This is a genomic window from Inquilinus ginsengisoli (assembly GCF_050434925.1).
Lineage (GTDB): Bacteria > Pseudomonadota > Alphaproteobacteria > DSM-16000 > Inquilinaceae > Inquilinus > Inquilinus ginsengisoli_B.
In genome coordinates this window covers 7,582,091-7,597,115 of the sequence record NZ_JBNDJK010000001.1, presented here as the reverse complement: position 1 = coordinate 7,597,115, position 15,025 = coordinate 7,582,091, and the positions used below count along the sequence as shown (strand labels likewise).

General features: G+C 69.8%; 11 protein-coding genes. 1 reads left to right on the top strand and 10 read right to left on the bottom strand.

What is annotated here, in order from left to right; genetic code table 11:
- Positions 1-184 precede the first annotated feature (184 nt).
- Positions 185-1,072 (bottom strand): LysR family transcriptional regulator, encoded by an 888-nt coding sequence (locus tag QFZ27_RS35555; protein ID WP_429231404.1) that lies wholly within the window; start codon positions 1,070-1,072, stop codon positions 185-187.
- A 110-nt stretch (positions 1,073-1,182) separates the two neighbouring features.
- Here QFZ27_RS35555 and QFZ27_RS35550 point away from each other — a divergent pair, with 110 nt between their 5' ends.
- On the top strand, positions 1,183-2,346 hold the full coding sequence (locus QFZ27_RS35550; RefSeq protein WP_429231403.1) for a mandelate racemase/muconate lactonizing enzyme family protein: 1,164 nt from the start codon (positions 1,183-1,185) through the stop codon (positions 2,344-2,346).
- A 1,175-nt stretch (positions 2,347-3,521) separates the two neighbouring features.
- Here the strand turns inward: QFZ27_RS35550 and QFZ27_RS35545 are convergent.
- The 9 genes from QFZ27_RS35545 to QFZ27_RS35505 form a co-directional block, all read right to left on the bottom strand.
- Positions 3,522-5,327, bottom strand: coding sequence for a gamma-glutamyltransferase family protein (locus QFZ27_RS35545; RefSeq protein WP_429231401.1), 1,806 nt, complete (start codon positions 5,325-5,327; stop codon positions 3,522-3,524).
- 9 nt (positions 5,328-5,336) lie between these two features.
- A complete protein-coding gene (locus tag QFZ27_RS35540; RefSeq protein ID WP_429231399.1) occupies positions 5,337-6,209 on the bottom strand; it encodes an ABC transporter permease in 873 nt (290 codons plus the stop codon).
- On the bottom strand, positions 6,206-7,153 hold the full coding sequence (locus QFZ27_RS35535; protein ID WP_429231397.1) for an ABC transporter permease: 948 nt from the start codon (positions 7,151-7,153) through the stop codon (positions 6,206-6,208). Before QFZ27_RS35535 ends, QFZ27_RS35540 begins: the two co-directional genes overlap by 4 nt.
- A 199-nt stretch (positions 7,154-7,352) precedes the next feature.
- The gene (locus tag QFZ27_RS35530) at positions 7,353-8,855 is read right to left on the bottom strand and encodes an ABC transporter substrate-binding protein (RefSeq protein ID WP_429231396.1); all 1,503 of its coding nucleotides are present in this window, start codon (positions 8,853-8,855) and stop codon (positions 7,353-7,355) included.
- 24 nt (positions 8,856-8,879) lie between these two features.
- A complete protein-coding gene (locus tag QFZ27_RS35525; protein WP_429231395.1) occupies positions 8,880-9,953 on the bottom strand; it encodes an ABC transporter ATP-binding protein in 1,074 nt (357 codons plus the stop codon).
- A complete protein-coding gene (locus QFZ27_RS35520; protein WP_429231393.1) occupies positions 9,950-11,005 on the bottom strand; it encodes an ABC transporter ATP-binding protein in 1,056 nt (351 codons plus the stop codon). Before QFZ27_RS35520 ends, QFZ27_RS35525 begins: the two co-directional genes overlap by 4 nt.
- Positions 10,989-11,777 carry a FadR/GntR family transcriptional regulator gene (locus QFZ27_RS35515; RefSeq protein ID WP_429231392.1) on the bottom strand — a complete coding sequence of 263 codons (789 nt, stop codon included), beginning with the start codon at positions 11,775-11,777 and terminating at the stop codon, positions 10,989-10,991. Before QFZ27_RS35515 ends, QFZ27_RS35520 begins: the two co-directional genes overlap by 17 nt.
- A gap of 347 nt (positions 11,778-12,124) precedes the next feature.
- Positions 12,125-13,051: an aldo/keto reductase gene (locus QFZ27_RS35510; RefSeq protein WP_429231390.1), complete on the bottom strand. Its 927-nt coding sequence runs from the start codon at positions 13,049-13,051 to the stop codon at positions 12,125-12,127.
- Positions 13,052-13,061: 10 nt separating this feature from the next.
- A complete protein-coding gene (locus QFZ27_RS35505) occupies positions 13,062-15,002 on the bottom strand; it encodes a beta-galactosidase (RefSeq protein ID WP_429231388.1) in 1,941 nt (646 codons plus the stop codon).
- Positions 15,003-15,025 lie beyond the last annotated feature (23 nt).

The following is a 15,025-nucleotide window of genomic DNA, read 5'->3' as shown; positions in this document are numbered from 1 at the left end:
ACAGACGATTCAGAGCGTTCAAGCCCCCACCTCCAGCCAGCACAACGCCTCGCCTGCTGCAACAAAAAGATGTGTGCGCACGCTAGCCCGCAAGGGGAGGGGGAGGATTAAAGGCATAGTCGAGCCGGGTGGCCGGATTCTGAAATGAGCTTGCCTGCGGGAGAGGCAACAACTCACCGCGCAATCAAGCGAAGGCAGCCCAGAAGGCCTCGGCGGCCTCGCTCTGCCGTGACACCGGGCGGAACAGCCGGATCTCGACCGGCACGCGATGCTCCGCGCCGCCGGCTTCGACCAGCAGGCCGGCGGCGACGTCCTCCTCCGCCAGGGTCTGCGGCAGCCAGGCCAGGCCGTCGCCGTTCCGGGCCATCGATTGCAGCGTGGCGGCGAGATGCGAGGTGAAGACCGGCTGCAGCGCTGGCCCGTCGCCCGCGGCCTCCCGGGTTCCCGCCAGGATCCGGCCCAGCCCGGACTGGTCGCTGTAGCCGAGATAGCGGGGCGGCGTCGCGCCGCCGAGGGCCCAGCGCGGCGCCCCATTGTCGTCGGGGGCGCTGAGCGGCACCAGCACGTCATGCCCGGCCACGATACTGCGGAACGGACGCCCGTCGAGGCGCGTGGCCATGCTCGGATGGACGTGGCACAGCAGGAAGGTCACATCACCGCGGATCATCATCTGCTCGCAGGCCTGCAGGCTGTCCGAGACCAGGTTGAGGCTGCCCAGCCGGGCGGCCGCATCGGTCCGGCGGATCCATTTCGGGAAGAAGGTGAAGGACAGGGCGTGGGTGGCCGCGATCGACAGCGGCGGCGCGCCCTTGCGCGCGGCCTCCAGCGTGTCGCGGCGCAGCTGGTGCAGGGCCCGCACCAGGATCTCGGCCTGGGCCTGGAAATGCTCGCCGGCCGGGGTAAGCGCGACCTGATGCGTGGTGCGCAGGAACAAGGGCGCGCCGACCCAGCCCTCCAGCGCGCGGATCCGGCGGCTGAAGGCCGGCTGGGTGACATGGCGCTGCGCCGCCCCGCGGGAAAAGCTCAGCGTCTCCGCCAGCGCGAGATAGTCCTCCAGCCAGTTCAGGTCCATCGGTTATGCCGATCCCTTATAAGCAATCCTGACATTGGCATTGGCGGTGCCGGCCGTCGAGTCGTACTCCTGGCCACGAACCGCGCCTTCCGACACAAGGAAATCCAGCAATGCGCATCGTCGACGTCGTCGAGGTCACCAAGCCGATCGCCTCTCCGATCCGCAATGCCTATATCGACTTCTCCAAGATGACCACCAGCCTGGTGGCCGTGGTCACCGACGTGGTGCGCGACGGCCGCCGGGTGGTCGGCTACGGCTTCAACTCGAATGGGCGCTACGGCCAGGGCGGGCTGATCCGCGAGCGCTTCCGCGACCGGATCCTGGCGGCGGAGCCGGCCAGCCTGCTCGACGACGAAGGAAGCAATCTCGACCCGCATCGGATCTGGGCGGCGATGATGGCGAATGAGAAGCCCGGCGGGCATGGCGAGCGCTCGGTCGCCGTCGGCACCATCGACATGGCGGTGTGGGACGCCGTCGCCAAGATCGCCGGCCAGCCGCTGTTCCGCCTGCTGGCGCAGCGGAAGGGGCGCGAGCCCGACCCGCGCGTCTTCGTCTATGCCGCCGGCGGCTACTACTACCCCGGCAAGGACAATTCGGCGCTGCGGGCGGAGATGCGCGGCTATCTCGACCGCGGCTACACCGTCGTGAAGATGAAGATCGGCGGCGCCCCGATCGCCGAGGACCGCGGCCGCATCGAGGCGGTGCTGGCGGAGATCGGCAGCCAGGCGCGGCTGGCGGTCGACGCCAATGGCCGCTTCGACCTCGAGACCGCGATCGCCTATGCCAGGATGCTGCGGGATTATCCGCTGTTCTGGTACGAGGAGGCCGGCGACCCGCTGGATTACGCGCTGCAGGCCGCGCTGTCGGAGTTCTATCCCGGGCCGATGGCGACCGGCGAGAACCTGTTCTCACACCAGGACGCGAAAAACCTGCTGCGCTATGGCGGGATGCGGCCGGACCGCGACTGGCTGCAGTTCGACTGCGCCCTGTCCTACGGGCTGGTGGAGTATCTCCGCACCCTCGACGTGCTGGCGCAGCTCGGCTGGTCCCCATCGCGCTGCATCCCGCATGGCGGCCACCAGATGTCGCTCAACATCGCCGCCGGCCTCGGCCTCGGCGGCAATGAAAGCTACCCGGACCTGTTCCAGCCCTATGGCGGCTTCCCGGACGGGGTGCGGGTCGAGGCCGGCCACATCGTCATGCCCGACCTGCCGGGCATCGGCTTCGAGGGCAAGTCCGACCTGATCAAGGTGATGCGGGAGCTGGCGGAGTAGGGGCTCGATCGGCGAGAGCCTTTCAGAATCCCAATGCCGTCATTGCGACCCCGGCCTTGAGCCGGGGGAAGCAATTCAGGGTCGCTGGCATCGGCCTCTGGATTGCTTCGTCGGCTTCGCCTCCTCGCAATGACGGTGAGGGATGGGGTGTTGTAAGAAGGTCCTGCTGGCGGCAGACGCAACCCGCTGTTCCACCGCCGGAAATGCGATCGCGGTAGTATTACCGGCGGCGCTTGTTCATGCTGTGTTCCATGGAGATGAGGCCCCAGGATTGCGGATTGGATGACGGGCCGATCGATCCGGACCTGGCCTGGACGCGATGGGCGCTGGGCTCGCTGGGCGAGCTGGTCGAGATCGGCCGGCGCTCGGCCCGGATGACGGCGACGGAGCAGATGGCGACGCCGATCACGCGGACCAAACCGGATTTCGCGCTGGCGCAGGTGCGCCTGGCCCGCTCGGTGCGGCTGTCGATCGCGATGAGCCAGCGGGTCCGCGAAAACTATCAGGATCGCAGGGACGGCAAGGCGAAGCCCACGCCGGCTGAAGAGGCTGTGGCGTCCGAAACTGCGGCAGCCGAGGCCGCGCCGGCTCCTGAGCCGAAGGATGACGAGCCGCGGACGGAGGCTCGTGAGTCCCTGACCGAGAGCGAGCGCCCGGAGGCCGAGCTCGAACCGGCCGAAGAGGCGGAGGAGCGCCGCGACCTTGATCCGGCCCTGCTGTCGCGGGACTGGGACGGCGCCGCCGCTGCCGAGATCACTGATGGCCTCCTGACGCCCCTGCGGAAGTCGCGGCGGCTCGGCCCGAGCCCGACTGGCCTCGTCCATCGGATGAGTCCGGCACCGGCCGGCCTTGGCCGAAGCCGTGGAAACCGGACAGCAGTTGAGTGCTGCGTCGCTCACTGCCTTCACCGATCACTAGCCTGCCCAGCCATCCACTCTCCCCCTCCCCTTGCGCGGGAGGGGGGAAGGGGGAGGGGCTGCGCGCGTCCGCGCGCGAATGCCCTGGCTGGACGCCAGATCAGGCGCCGGCTGCTGCCGGTCCTGGCTGCGACACCCCCTCCCCCTGCCCCCTCCCGCGAAGGGAGGGGGAGAGTGGAAAGCACGCTTCGATTCAGGCAATCGATTCCGAAAAGGTCTTGTAATGGGAGAGGCAACGCGCTCCGACGTCGCCTGCTCCTACCGCCCCGCCGCATAAGCCTGCATCAGCCGCGGCGTGGCGGCGGCGTGCAGCAGGCCGTCGGCGTCGCGGGATGCGGCGACCAGGCGGCCGACGGTCCAGGCCGGCGCCTCTTCCAGATCGTGGCCGCGGCGGCGCAGCTCGGCCAGCACCTCGGGGCCGAAGCTCTCCTCGGCCAGCAGATGGCCGGGCTTGCGCTCGCGCGGATAGAAGGAGCTCGGGAAATGCGCCGTGTGGAACATAGGCTGCTCGATTGCCTCCTGCAGGTTCAGCCCATGATGGACATGGCGCAGGAACAGCTGCAGCTGCCACTGCTCCTGCTGGTCGCCGCCGGGCGAGCCGAACACCATGTACGGCTTGCCGTCGCGCAGCGCGAGGGACGGGGTCAGGGTGGTGCGCGGCCGCTTGAAGGGCTCCAGGCTGGCCGGCAGGCCAGGCTCCAACCAGAACATCTGGGCGCGGGAGTTGAGCATGAAGCCGAGCTCCGGGATCACCGGCGAGGATTGCAGCCAGCCGCCCGACGGCATCGCCGCCACCATGTTGCCCCAGCGGTCGACCGCGTCGATATGGACGGTGTCGCCGCGCCGGGCCGACAGCATGTCGGCCATGGTTGGCTCGTTCGCCGCCAGCTCTTCCAGGCTGGTGCCGCTGACCTTGGACAGCCGCTCCAGCGCCGCCATCACCCGGTCGACCTGGGCCTCGTAGCCCGGCACCCGGCCCGGCCGCAGCTCGCGCGAGGCGGTGGCGCCGATCAGGCCGCGGCGGGCGTCGTTGTAGACGTCGGACAGCAGCGCCTCGATCGGCACGTCGACGAAATCCGGGTCGCCATAATAGGCCTCGCGGTCGGCGAAGGCGAGCTTCATCGCCTCCGTCACAGTGTGCACGAAATCGGCGCTGGCCGGGCCCATCGACGCCAGGTCGATGTCCTTCAGCAGGGCCAGCGTCTGCAGGAACACCGGGCCCTGGCCCCAGGGCCGGATCTTGGCCAGGGTGTGGCCGTGATAATCATAGCTCAGCGGCGGCTCGTAGAGCGGCGCCCAGCGGGCCATGTCGTTGCCGGTGATGACGCCGCGGTGGCGCCGGCCGCTCTCGTCCATCACCTCGGTGTTGCGCGAGAACCGGTCGATCGCCTCGGCCACGAAGCCGCGGTAGAACGCGGCATAGGCCGCGTCGGCCTGGCGCTGGCGGTCGCCGCCGGCGGCCTCGGCCTCGCGGATGATCCGCTTCCAGGTCTCGGCCAAAGCCGGGTTGCGGAACAGCTGCTTGGCCTTCGGCGCCGCCCCGCCCGGCAGGAACACGGCGGCGGAGCTCGGCCATTCGGTCTCGAAGAAATCCTTCAGCCCGGCGATGGTGTCGGCGACGCGCGGCAGCATCGGATGGCCGCCCTCGAGATAATGGATCGCCGGCTCCAGCACGTCGCGCACGGTCAGGTTGCCGTAGTCGCGCAGCAGCACCATCCAGGCGCCGAAGGAGCCGGGGACGACGGTGGCCAGCAGGCCGTTGCCGGGGATCAGATCCAGCCCCTCGCCCTTGTAATGGGCGATGGTGGCGCCGGCCGGGGCGGTGCCCTGGCCGCACAGCACCTCGGTCCGGCCGGTCTCCGCCGCATGGAACACCACCGGCACGTCGCCGCCGGGGCCGACCAGATGCGGCTCCACCACCTGCAGCACGAAGGCGGTGGCGACGCAGGCGTCGAAGGCGTTGCCGCCGCGCTCCAGCATGGCCATGCCGGCGGCGCTGCCGAGCCAGTGGGTCGAGGTGACCATGCCGAAGGTGCCGAGCAGCTCGGGACGGGTGGTAAACATGGGTGTCTCTCAGCTTTCGCGGGGGTCCAGGGCGTCGCGCAGACCGTCGCCCAGCAGGTTGAAGCCCAGCACGACCAGGAAGATCGCGCCGCCCGGGAAGATCGACATCCAGGGCGCCTGGGACATGAAGTTCTTGGCGGTGTTCAGCATCGAGCCCCAGGACGGGCTCGGCGGCTGCTGGCCGAGGCCGAGGAAGGACAGGCTGGCCTCGGCGATGATGGCGGTGGCGATGGTCAGCGTCGCCTGCACGATCAGCGGCGGCATCACATTCGGCAGGATGTAGCGGATGATGATCCAGCGATGGGGCAGGCCGATCGAATGGGCGCCCTCGACATAATCCTCGGTCTTCACGCTCAGCACCTGGCCGCGGGTCAGGCGGATGAAGATCGGCATGGCCGACAGGCCGATCGCGATCATGGCGTTGGACAGGCTGGGGCCAAGGAAGGCGGCCAGCGCGATCGCCAGGATCAGGAACGGGATGGCCAGCATCGCCTCGGTGGCGCGCGAGATGGCGCCGTCGACCAGCCCGCCGTAATAGCCGGCGATCAGCCCGAAAGGCACGCCGACGGCCAGCGCGATGGCGACCGAGATCACCCCCGCCATCAGCGAGGCGCGGGCGCCGTAGGCGAGGCGGGTGTAGATGTCGCGGCCGAGATCGTCGGTGCCGAGCCAATGCGCGGCCGACGGCGCCTTGCGGATGGCGGTGAAGCTGGTCTGCAGCGGGTCCTGCGGCGTCACCAGCGGCGCCAGCACGGCGAGCAGGACGAAGGCCAGCACCAGGATGGCGCCGACCACCGCGCTCTTGTTGCGCAGGAATTTCTGCAGGCCGCGGCTGCGCCGCTTCCGGGCGGGGGTTTCGGTGCCGAGAGCCGTCACGGTCATGACGGGTACCTCAGCCGCGGGTTGATCAGGATGTACAGGACATCGGCCAAGAGGTTCATGGCGATGAAGCCGATCGCGGTGCACAGCACCACGCCCTGGACCACGGCGTAGTCGCGGTTGAACACGGCGTCGACGATCAGCTTACCGAAGCCGGGGATGGTGAAGACCTGCTCGGTCAGCACCGCGCCGGCCAGCAGCTCGCCGAACAGCAGCGTCACCAGGGTGACGATCGGCACCAGCGCGTTGCGGAAGGCGTGCTTCAGCACCACGGCAGGGCCTAGGAGACCCTTGGCCCGGGCGGTGCGGATGTAGTCCGACCGCAGTACGCCCAGCATGGCCGACCGGGTGTGCCGCATCAGCGTCGCGGCCAGCGCGTTGCCGAGCACGAAGGACGGCATCAGCATGGTCTTCAAGCTGAGCCACAGGTCCTGCGACGGCGACACGTAGCCGGAGGCGGGCAGCAGCCGCCACTCCACTGAGACCAGCAGGATCAGCATGATGCCGAGCCAGAAATTCGGGATCGACAGGCCGGACAGGGCGAAGATGTTGGCGCCGTAGTCGACCGCCGTGCCCTTGTACACCGCCGCCAGGATGCCGGCCGGGATGCCGATTAGCAGGGCGAAGACCATGGCCATGGCGGCCAGCTGGATCGTCACCGGCAGCTTCTGGGCGATCAGCTCGGTCACCGGCGCGTCGGTGCGCAGCGAGATGCCGAAATCGCCCTGCACCACCTGGCCGATCCAGGCGAAATACTGCACCGGGATCGGGTCGTTCAGCCGGTACTTGTCGCGCAGATATTCCAGGACTGCGGGGTCGCGCTCCTCCCCCGCCATGGCCAGCACCGGGTCGCCCGGCAGCAGCTTCTGCAGGGCGAAGACCAGCATCGACACCAGGATGATGGTCGGCAGCGCCACCATCAGCCGGTGCAGGATGATCCGGGTCATGGCCAACCTCCCGCCTCGCCCAATCCATCCTCCCCCTCCCCCTGCGGGAGGGGGTAGGGGGAGGGGGTGGTTCCGCCGGAGCCAATGTGTCCCGCCTGGCCCAGCCGGCGCGGGCGGAGAGACACCCCTCCCCCCGGCCCCTTCCCGCAAGGGGAGGGGGAGGGTTGAAGGAGCATGGCGGGAGAGAGCGCGAGCATCCTCAGCCCTCGATGCTCATGCCCCGGAGGCGGATCATGCCGTCGGGATAGGCGGTGAAGCCCTTCACCTTCTGCGACAGCACGAACGGCCAGGGCTGGTAGTAGGTGTAGATGATCGGCAGCTCGTCCTCGAGGATGGCCTGGGCCTGGTCGTACAGCGCCTTGCGCTTGGCCTGGTCCGGCGTCTGCCGGGCGGCGTCGAGCAGCTTGTCGACCTCCGCGTTGCAGTATTTGCCGTCGTTCAGGTTGCCTTTGCAGGTGACGAAGGCGTGGATGTTGCCGTCCGGGTCGACGCGGCCGGACCAGCCGACCTGCTCGGCCTCGAAATTGCCCGACGCCGCCTCCTTCATCATCGCCGCGAACTCGGTGGCGCGCAGGGTGATGTCGAAGCCGGCCTCGGACGCCATCGCCTGGATCAGCTCGGCGATCTGCTGCGCCGTGGTGCCGGTGCCGAACACCAGCTCGAAGGCCACCCGCTCATGCCCGGCCTCCTTCAGCAGCTGCTTGGCCTTCTCCAGGTTGCGGGCCCGCACCGGGAACTTGTCGCTGAAATAGGGGCTGGCCTGGGGGAAGGGTTGCTGCGCCGGCGGGTAGATCCCGGCCCCGACCACCTGGTTGATCGCCTCGCGGTCGATCGCCAGCTCCAGCGCCTGGCGCACCCGCTTGTCCTGGCCCAGCGGATTCTTCGCCCGGTCGCCGTTGCCGGTGTTGATGGTGATGCCCTGGTAGCCGATGCCGGTGACCGGGACGAACTGCAGCTTGGCATCCGCCTTCACCGCCTCGACGTCGGACGGCGCCAGCCGCTCAAGCATGTCGAGATCGCCGGCCTTCAGATTGGCCAGCCGGACCGTGGTGTCCGGGATCGGCTGGAACACCACCTTGTCGATCTTGTAGTTCGCAGCGTCCCAGTAGCCGGCGTATTTCTGCAGCACGATACGGTCGTTCTGCACCCGCTCGACGAAGCTGTAGGGGCCGGAGCAGACCGGCTTCTGGCCGAAGCCGTCGCCGGCGAAGGCCTTCGGCGCCAGCATCATGCCGGCGCGGTCGGACAGCTGGGCCAGCAGCGTCGCGTCGGGCCGCGACAGCTTGATCGCCACCGTCTTGGGATCGACCGCGACGACATCGGCGACCGAGGCCAGCTCGCTCTTGCGCAGGCTGTCGGGCAGGGTGCGGGCGCGATCGAGATTGGCCTTCACCGCCGTGGCGTCGATCGGCTCGCCATCCTGGAAGGTGATGCCGTCGCGCAGGGTGAAGGTCAGGGTCAGGTTGTCGTCGCTCCAGGCCCAGCTGGTCGCCAGCTTCGGCACGAAGCCGAGCTCGGGGTTGATGTCGATCAGCTTGTCGCAGAGCGAGGCGAAGACGATGCGGCCGACGAAGGTGCGGGCCCGGTGTGGGTCCAGCACGTCGGGGTCCTCGTTGAGGCCGACCCGCAGCGTGGTCTGGCCATAGGCCGTGCCGCTGAGCAGCAGGCCGGCGAACATGAGAAGAATGGGGCGTGCGCGCATGGAATGAGCCTCCTGTTCGGTTTCTTATGGACGGGCCGCGGCCTGGCGGGCGCGGTAGAGCGACAGTCGCGCCGCCAGGTTGGGTGGCGTCGGCGGCGCGGCCAGGGCGCCGGCGCCGGCATCCTGGATCTCGCGCCAGAAATGGCAGGCGACGCTGCGCCCCGGCTCGGCCTCCTCGACCTGCGGCCGGACCTCGGAGCAGATCGGCTTGGCATGCGGGCAGCGGGTGTGGAAGCGGCAGCCGGGCGGCGGCGCGGTCGGGCTGGGCACGTCGCCCTGCAGCAGCGTCTTGGCTTGGCGTCCCGCCGGGCTGGGCACCGGGATCGCCTTCATCAGCGCCTGGGTGTAGGGGTGCAGCGGCGCGTCGAACAGCGCATCGACCGGTGCCTCCTCGACGATCTCGCCGAGATACATCACCGCCACCCGGTCGCTCATGTGCCGGATCACGGCCAAGTCGTGGGCGACGATCACCAGGGTCAGGCCGAAGCGCTCCTTCAGCTCCTCCAGCAGGTTGATCACCTGGGCCTGGATCGAGACATCCAGCGCCGAGACCGGCTCGTCGCCGACGATCAGCACCGGCTGCCCGGCCAGCGCCCGGGCGATGCCGATGCGCTGGCGCTGGCCGCCGGAGAACTCGTGCGGGTAGCGGCCGGCATGCTCCGGCAGCAGCCCGACGATGCGCAGCAGCTCCGCCACCTTGTCGCGCCGCTCCGCGCCGTCGCCCAGGCCGTGCAGCCAGATCGGCTCGCCGACGATGTCGCCGACCGTCATCCGCGGGTTCAGCGAGGCATAGGGGTCCTGGAAGATGATCTGCAGCTCGCGCCGCAGCGCCCGCATCTCCTTCGGCGGCAGCGCCGTCAGGTCTCGGCCGCGATAGATCACCTGGCCGGCGGTCGGCTCGATCAGCCGCAGCAGCAGCCGGCCGAGGGTCGACTTGCCGCAGCCGGATTCGCCGACCACGGCGAAGGTCTCGCCCGGCCGGATCGCCAGCGACACGCCGTCGACCGCATGCACCAGCGGCGAGCCGCCGAACAGGCTGCGGCCGCCGCCGAAGCGCTTGACCAGGCCCTTGCCTTCAAGAAGCGGTGCCTCGGTCATGCGGCGCTTCCCTGGTTTTCGGGGGCGGCATGCTGTTCCAGCGGCGCGAACCAGCAGGCGGCGTGATGGTTAGGCCCGACCAGCTTCGCCGGCGGCGTCTCGGCGGTGCAGCGCGGCTCGGCAAAGGGGCAGCGCGGGGCGAAGCGGCAGCCCGGCGGCATGCGGTCGGCCGGCGGCACGGTGCCGGGGATGGTGGCCAGGCGACCCTCGCGCCGGCCGAGCGACGGCACCGACCCCATCAGCCCGATAGTGTAAGGGTGCTGCGGGTCCTCGAAGATGGCCTCGACCGGGCCGGATTCGACGATGCGTCCGGCATACATCACCGCGACATGGTCGGCGACCTCCGCCACCACCCCGAGATCATGGGTGATCAGGATCATGGCGGTGCCGGTCTCGTCCTGCAGCCGTCGGACCAGGGCCAGGATCTGGGCCTGGATGGTGACGTCCAGCGCCGTGGTCGGCTCGTCGGCGATCAGCAGCTGCGGGTCGTTGGCCAGGGCCATGGCGATCATGGCGCGCTGGCGCATGCCGCCCGACAGCTGGTGCGGATAGGCGTCCAGCCGCTTCTCCGGCGCCGGGATGCGCACCAGGCGCAGCATGTCCAGCGCCCGGCCGCGGGCCTCGGCCTTGCCCACCGCCTTGTGCCGGCGGACGCCCTCGGCGATCTGGTCGCCGATGGTGAAGGCCGGGTTCAGGCTGGTCATCGGCTCCTGGAAGATCATCGCCATGCGGCTGCCGCGCAGGTCGGCGCGCTGCCGGTCGGTCAGCCGGAACAGGTCGCGGCCCTCGAACCGGGCGTGGCCCGCGGTGATGGTCGCCACCGGCGGCAGCAGGCCCATCAGCCCCAGCGCGGTGATGCTCTTGCCGCAGCCGGATTCGCCGACGATGCACAAAGTCTCGCCGCGGGCGACGGTGAAGGAGACGCCCTCGACCAGGTTGCGGCCGGGCGACAGGGACAGGGCGAAATCCTGCACCTCCAGCACGGTCTCGCGTGCCGGCTCCGCGGCGGCGGCCGGGGCGTGGGCGACGCGGAGGTCAGAGACCGAGGCCATCGGCCGCCTCCGCGCTCTCGCTGTGGTGGACGGCCCGGTCCTGCACCGCATCCTGCGGCGCCGGCTCGCCATGCATCGCCGCCTCGAGATTGGCCTGCAGCGCCAGCAGGTGGCGCCGCATCGCCGCCTCGGCCCCGGCGCCGTCATGCCGGGCGATCGCGGCGACGATGTCGCCATGCTGGCTGGTATAGGCGCGCAGGCGGATGCGGTTGCGCGCCGCCTCGCGCAGCCGCCGCCAGGACGGCGACTGGCGGATCCGGTCGATGCAGTCGAACAGCGCCAGCAGCAGGCCGTTGCCGGCGGTCTCGGCGATGTGGCGGTGGAAGGCGCTGTCCCACAGCTCGTGGCCGTCGCTGTCCATGCTGGCCGCGGTCTTGCGCTCGATCCGGCGCAGCGCGGCAACGCTCTCGGGCGACGCCTTCAGCGCCGCCAGCCGGGCCAGCGCCGGCTCGATGTTCAGCCGGGCCTCCATCACCTCCAGCGGGCTGGTGCGGTCGGCCAGGGACGCGATCAGATGCGGCTGCACCGGCGGTCGCTGGCCGGCGAAGGTGCCCTTGCCCTGGTGGCGCCAGATCCGGCCCTCGGCCTCCAGCACCTCCAGCGCCCGGCGCACGGCGCGGCGGCCGACGCCGATTTTCCCGGCCAGGTCGCGCTCGGTCGGCAACTGCCATTCGGCGCGGTCGCCCTCTTCGTCCAGCAGCGCGCGCAGCCGCTCCAGCGCCACGCTGGAGTTCGACACGCCGCGAGGAGTGGGTGAAACCACTTCAGCCATTGGTCTCCCAAAGGCCGCGTCCGCCATTCCGGCTCCGAGCCATCTGCCAGTCCCTGATGTGCTTGAGGACGCCCGGCCCGCCGATCCTGAGGATCGATCATGACGCGCGACGCCGCTTCATCTTGCCGAACAGCCAAGCGCAAAGGGAACCAATTTGCAAATGGTTTCCTGGGTGGTCGCGCAGATGTGTAGACCGGGTTCGCGGCGCGGGAACCCAAACCACGGATCGCTTACCCACAAAATGTCATGCCCGGGCTTGACCCGGGCATCCAGAAGCTGTCGACGATCTCTGGATTGCCGGGTCAAGCCCGGCAATGACAGTGTTAGGGGCCGGCCCTATGAGCGCCCTACGGCTGGTCCCGCTTCAGGTCCAGCCAGTCGCGCTCGCTCTCGGTCAGGTCGGCGGACAGGCCCTCGATGTTGCGGCGGCTCTCGTCCAGCGTGCGCGGGCCGGACAGGGCGAAGGTGGCGAAGGGCTGCGACAGCACCCAGGCCATGGCGATCTGCACCGGGCTGGTGCCCTTGGCCTCGGCCAAAGCGAGGGTGCGGCGGCGGCGCTCGAAATTGTCCTCGGCGTGCCAACAGCGCGCGATCTCGGCCTCCTCCGACGCCCGGGACGGGTCGCCGCGCTCAGTGAAGAAGCCGCGGGCGGTCGAGGACCAGGCGAACAGCGCCGTGCCGCTCTCCTCGAGATAGCGCAGCCACTCCGGGTCGCGGGCCGAGACGCAGCCGGCCCAGACCGGCTCGATCATCCGGGCCAGGGCCAGGTTGTTGCTCAGCACCGTGAAGCCGATCCTGCCGGCGCGCCTGGCATAGTCATTGGCCGCCCGGAACCGCTCCAGGCTCCAGTTCGAGCCTCCGAACACGCCGATCCGGCCTTCGCGGTGCAGCGCGTCGAGCACGTCGACGAACTCGCCGACCGGCACCTCGGGGTTGTCGCGGTGCAGGAAGTAGATGTCGACGCGCTCGGTGCGCAGCGCCTCCAGGCTCTGCTCCAGCTGGCTCCGCGCCGCCTCCGGCGTGCAGTTCGGCGTGTGTGCGCCCTTGCCGATCAGGACGATGCGGTCGCGCACGCCGCTTTTCGCCAGGTACTCGCCGAACAGCGTCTCGCAGCCGCCGCGCATGTAGATCCGGGCGGTGTCGAAGCAGTTGCCGCCACGCTCGATGTAGTCGTCGAACAGCGGCGTCGCCTTGGCCAGGTCGTCCTGATTGTCGACGCCCATCACCATCCGGGCCACCGGCTTGGCGACACCGGGGATCGTGCCGTAGATCATCTTGCTTCCCTTATTCCGCCCGCCAGCAGGCCACGCCTTGCGGCGGCACCACCGGCCCACCCAGCAGATAACGGCTGGCATCCTTCACCGGTGCCGCCCAGTCGGCCTCGCCATAATTGAAGGCGAAGGTCAGGCCGCCGCGGCGGCGCAGCCGCACCGCCTCCGGCAGTTCGGTCAGCTCCAGCCCGACGCTGCCCAAGAGATCGCGGACGATGCCGCGCAGCAGCGCCGGGTCCGGCCAGCCGGCCAGGTAGAAGCGGTTGCCGTCGCCGACCAGGGCGGGCGAACCGTCGGCGAAGCTGGCCTGCGCCGGCAAGTCGGTCTCGAGCCATTCGCGCCAGCGCCGGATCGATCCGGTCAGGCCGGGCCCTTCGACCGGCTCCACCAGGTTGGGGCGCAGCGAGGCGACCTGGGTGACCTTGAGCGGCAGCAGTTCCTGCAGCAGGCCGGGCGGGAGTCCGTCCGGAATGGCGAAGTCACGGGTCTTCGACCCCGTACGCGGGCCGAACAGGATGATCGCATCGGTGGCGGCGAAGGCCTGCAGCGCCGCCTCCGACACGGTTGCCAGGGACGGCACCACCACCGCCTTGTAGCCGGCCAGCGACGCGCCGGGGCGGACGAAATCGACATCCAGGCCCAGGCGGCGGATCGCCTCATACCAGCGGAACGCCAGGTCGGTGTAGCGGAAGTCGCGGCCCTGCGGCTGGATCCGGGTGATCCAGGAGGTCTCGTAATCGAACACCAGCGCCACCGGGGCCTGGCCGGAGGCGGGCAGGGCGCCCAGCCGCGCCAGCTCCTGCCCGACCTGCGTCGCCTCCTGGCCGCCCGGGGACAGCTCGCGGTCCGGCCGGTTCAGCCCGGCATGCATCTGCTCCTGCGCGAAGGGACATTGCCGCCAGCGGAAGTAGCTGACCACCTCGGCGCCATGGGCCAGCGCCTCCCAGCTCCACAGCCGGACCATGCCGGGCTTCGGCACCGGGTTCCAGGCGGCCCAGTTCACCGGGCCGGGCTGCTGCTCCATCACCCACCAGCGGCCTCGGCCGACGGCGCGGTACAGATCGTGGTTGAACGGCGCCAAGTCGGGGTGCGAGGTGCGGGCCCAGCGCGCCCGCTCGTCATCGTCGCAGGCGATCTTCTCCAGCGTGCCCAGCGGGTAGCTGTCCCAGGACGCGATGTCGAGGTCCTCGCCGACCGGCCAGTGGTCGAACTCCTGGAAGAACCCCATGAAGTTGTGGGTGACGAAGCGGCCCGGCGAATGCTCGCGGATGATCTCGACCTGCATCCGGTTGTAGGACGCGACCTGGTCCGAGGCGAAGCGCCAATAGTCCAGCCGCGCCGCCGGGTTGGTCTCGGTCACCGCGCCGACCGGGGCGATGATCTCGTCGAAGCTGCCGGCCTCCATCGACCAGAACACGTTGCCCCAGGCCTGGTTCAGCGCGTCCGGCGTCTGGTAGCGGTGGCGCAGCCAGGTGCGGAAGGCGGTGACGTCCTCGGGCCCGTAGGACAGCACGGTGTCGTGGCAGCCGAACTCGTTGTCGGTCTGCCAGCCGGCGACCGCGTCATGGCTGCCGTAGCGCCGCGCCACCGCCTCGGTGATCCGGGCGCTCTCCTTGATCCAGGTGCGGCTGGAGAAGCTGGTGTGCCGGCGCGAGCCGAAGCCGCGGACCTTGCCGTTCTCATCGACCGGCAGGATGTCCGGGTGGCGGTCGACCAGCCATTTCGGCGGCGTCGCCGTCGGCGTGCACATCACCACCTTCAGCCCGGCGGCACCCAGCGTGTCGATGGCGCGGTCCAGCCAGGCCCAGTCGAAGCGCCCCGGCTCCGGCTCGATCCGCGACCAGGCGAATTCGGCGATGCGGACGAAGCTGATGCCGACCTCGCGCATCCGGCGGGCATCGTCCTCCCACCACTCTTCGGGCCAATGTTCCGGGTAATAGCAGACGCCGAGCATTCGGAAGCCTCGTCAGGAGCGAA

Coding starts and splice junctions, on each gene's coding strand:
- QFZ27_RS35555 (WP_429231404.1), bottom strand. CDS start 1,072: ATGGACCTGAACTGGCTGGAGGACTATCTCGCGCTGGCGGAGACGCTG.
- QFZ27_RS35550 (WP_429231403.1), top strand. CDS start 1,183: ATGCGCATCGTCGACGTCGTCGAGGTCACCAAGCCGATCGCCTCTCCG.
- QFZ27_RS35545 (WP_429231401.1), bottom strand. CDS start 5,327: ATGTTTACCACCCGTCCCGAGCTGCTCGGCACCTTCGGCATGGTCACC.
- QFZ27_RS35540 (WP_429231399.1), bottom strand. CDS start 6,209: ATGACCGTGACGGCTCTCGGCACCGAAACCCCCGCCCGGAAGCGGCGC.
- QFZ27_RS35535 (WP_429231397.1), bottom strand. CDS start 7,153: ATGACCCGGATCATCCTGCACCGGCTGATGGTGGCGCTGCCGACCATC.
- QFZ27_RS35530 (WP_429231396.1), bottom strand. CDS start 8,855: ATGCGCGCACGCCCCATTCTTCTCATGTTCGCCGGCCTGCTGCTCAGC.
- QFZ27_RS35525 (WP_429231395.1), bottom strand. CDS start 9,953: ATGACCGAGGCACCGCTTCTTGAAGGCAAGGGCCTGGTCAAGCGCTTC.
- QFZ27_RS35520 (WP_429231393.1), bottom strand. CDS start 11,005: ATGGCCTCGGTCTCTGACCTCCGCGTCGCCCACGCCCCGGCCGCCGCC.
- QFZ27_RS35515 (WP_429231392.1), bottom strand. CDS start 11,777: ATGGCTGAAGTGGTTTCACCCACTCCTCGCGGCGTGTCGAACTCCAGC.
- QFZ27_RS35510 (WP_429231390.1), bottom strand. CDS start 13,051: ATGATCTACGGCACGATCCCCGGTGTCGCCAAGCCGGTGGCCCGGATG.
- QFZ27_RS35505 (WP_429231388.1), bottom strand. CDS start 15,002: ATGCTCGGCGTCTGCTATTACCCGGAACATTGGCCCGAAGAGTGGTGG.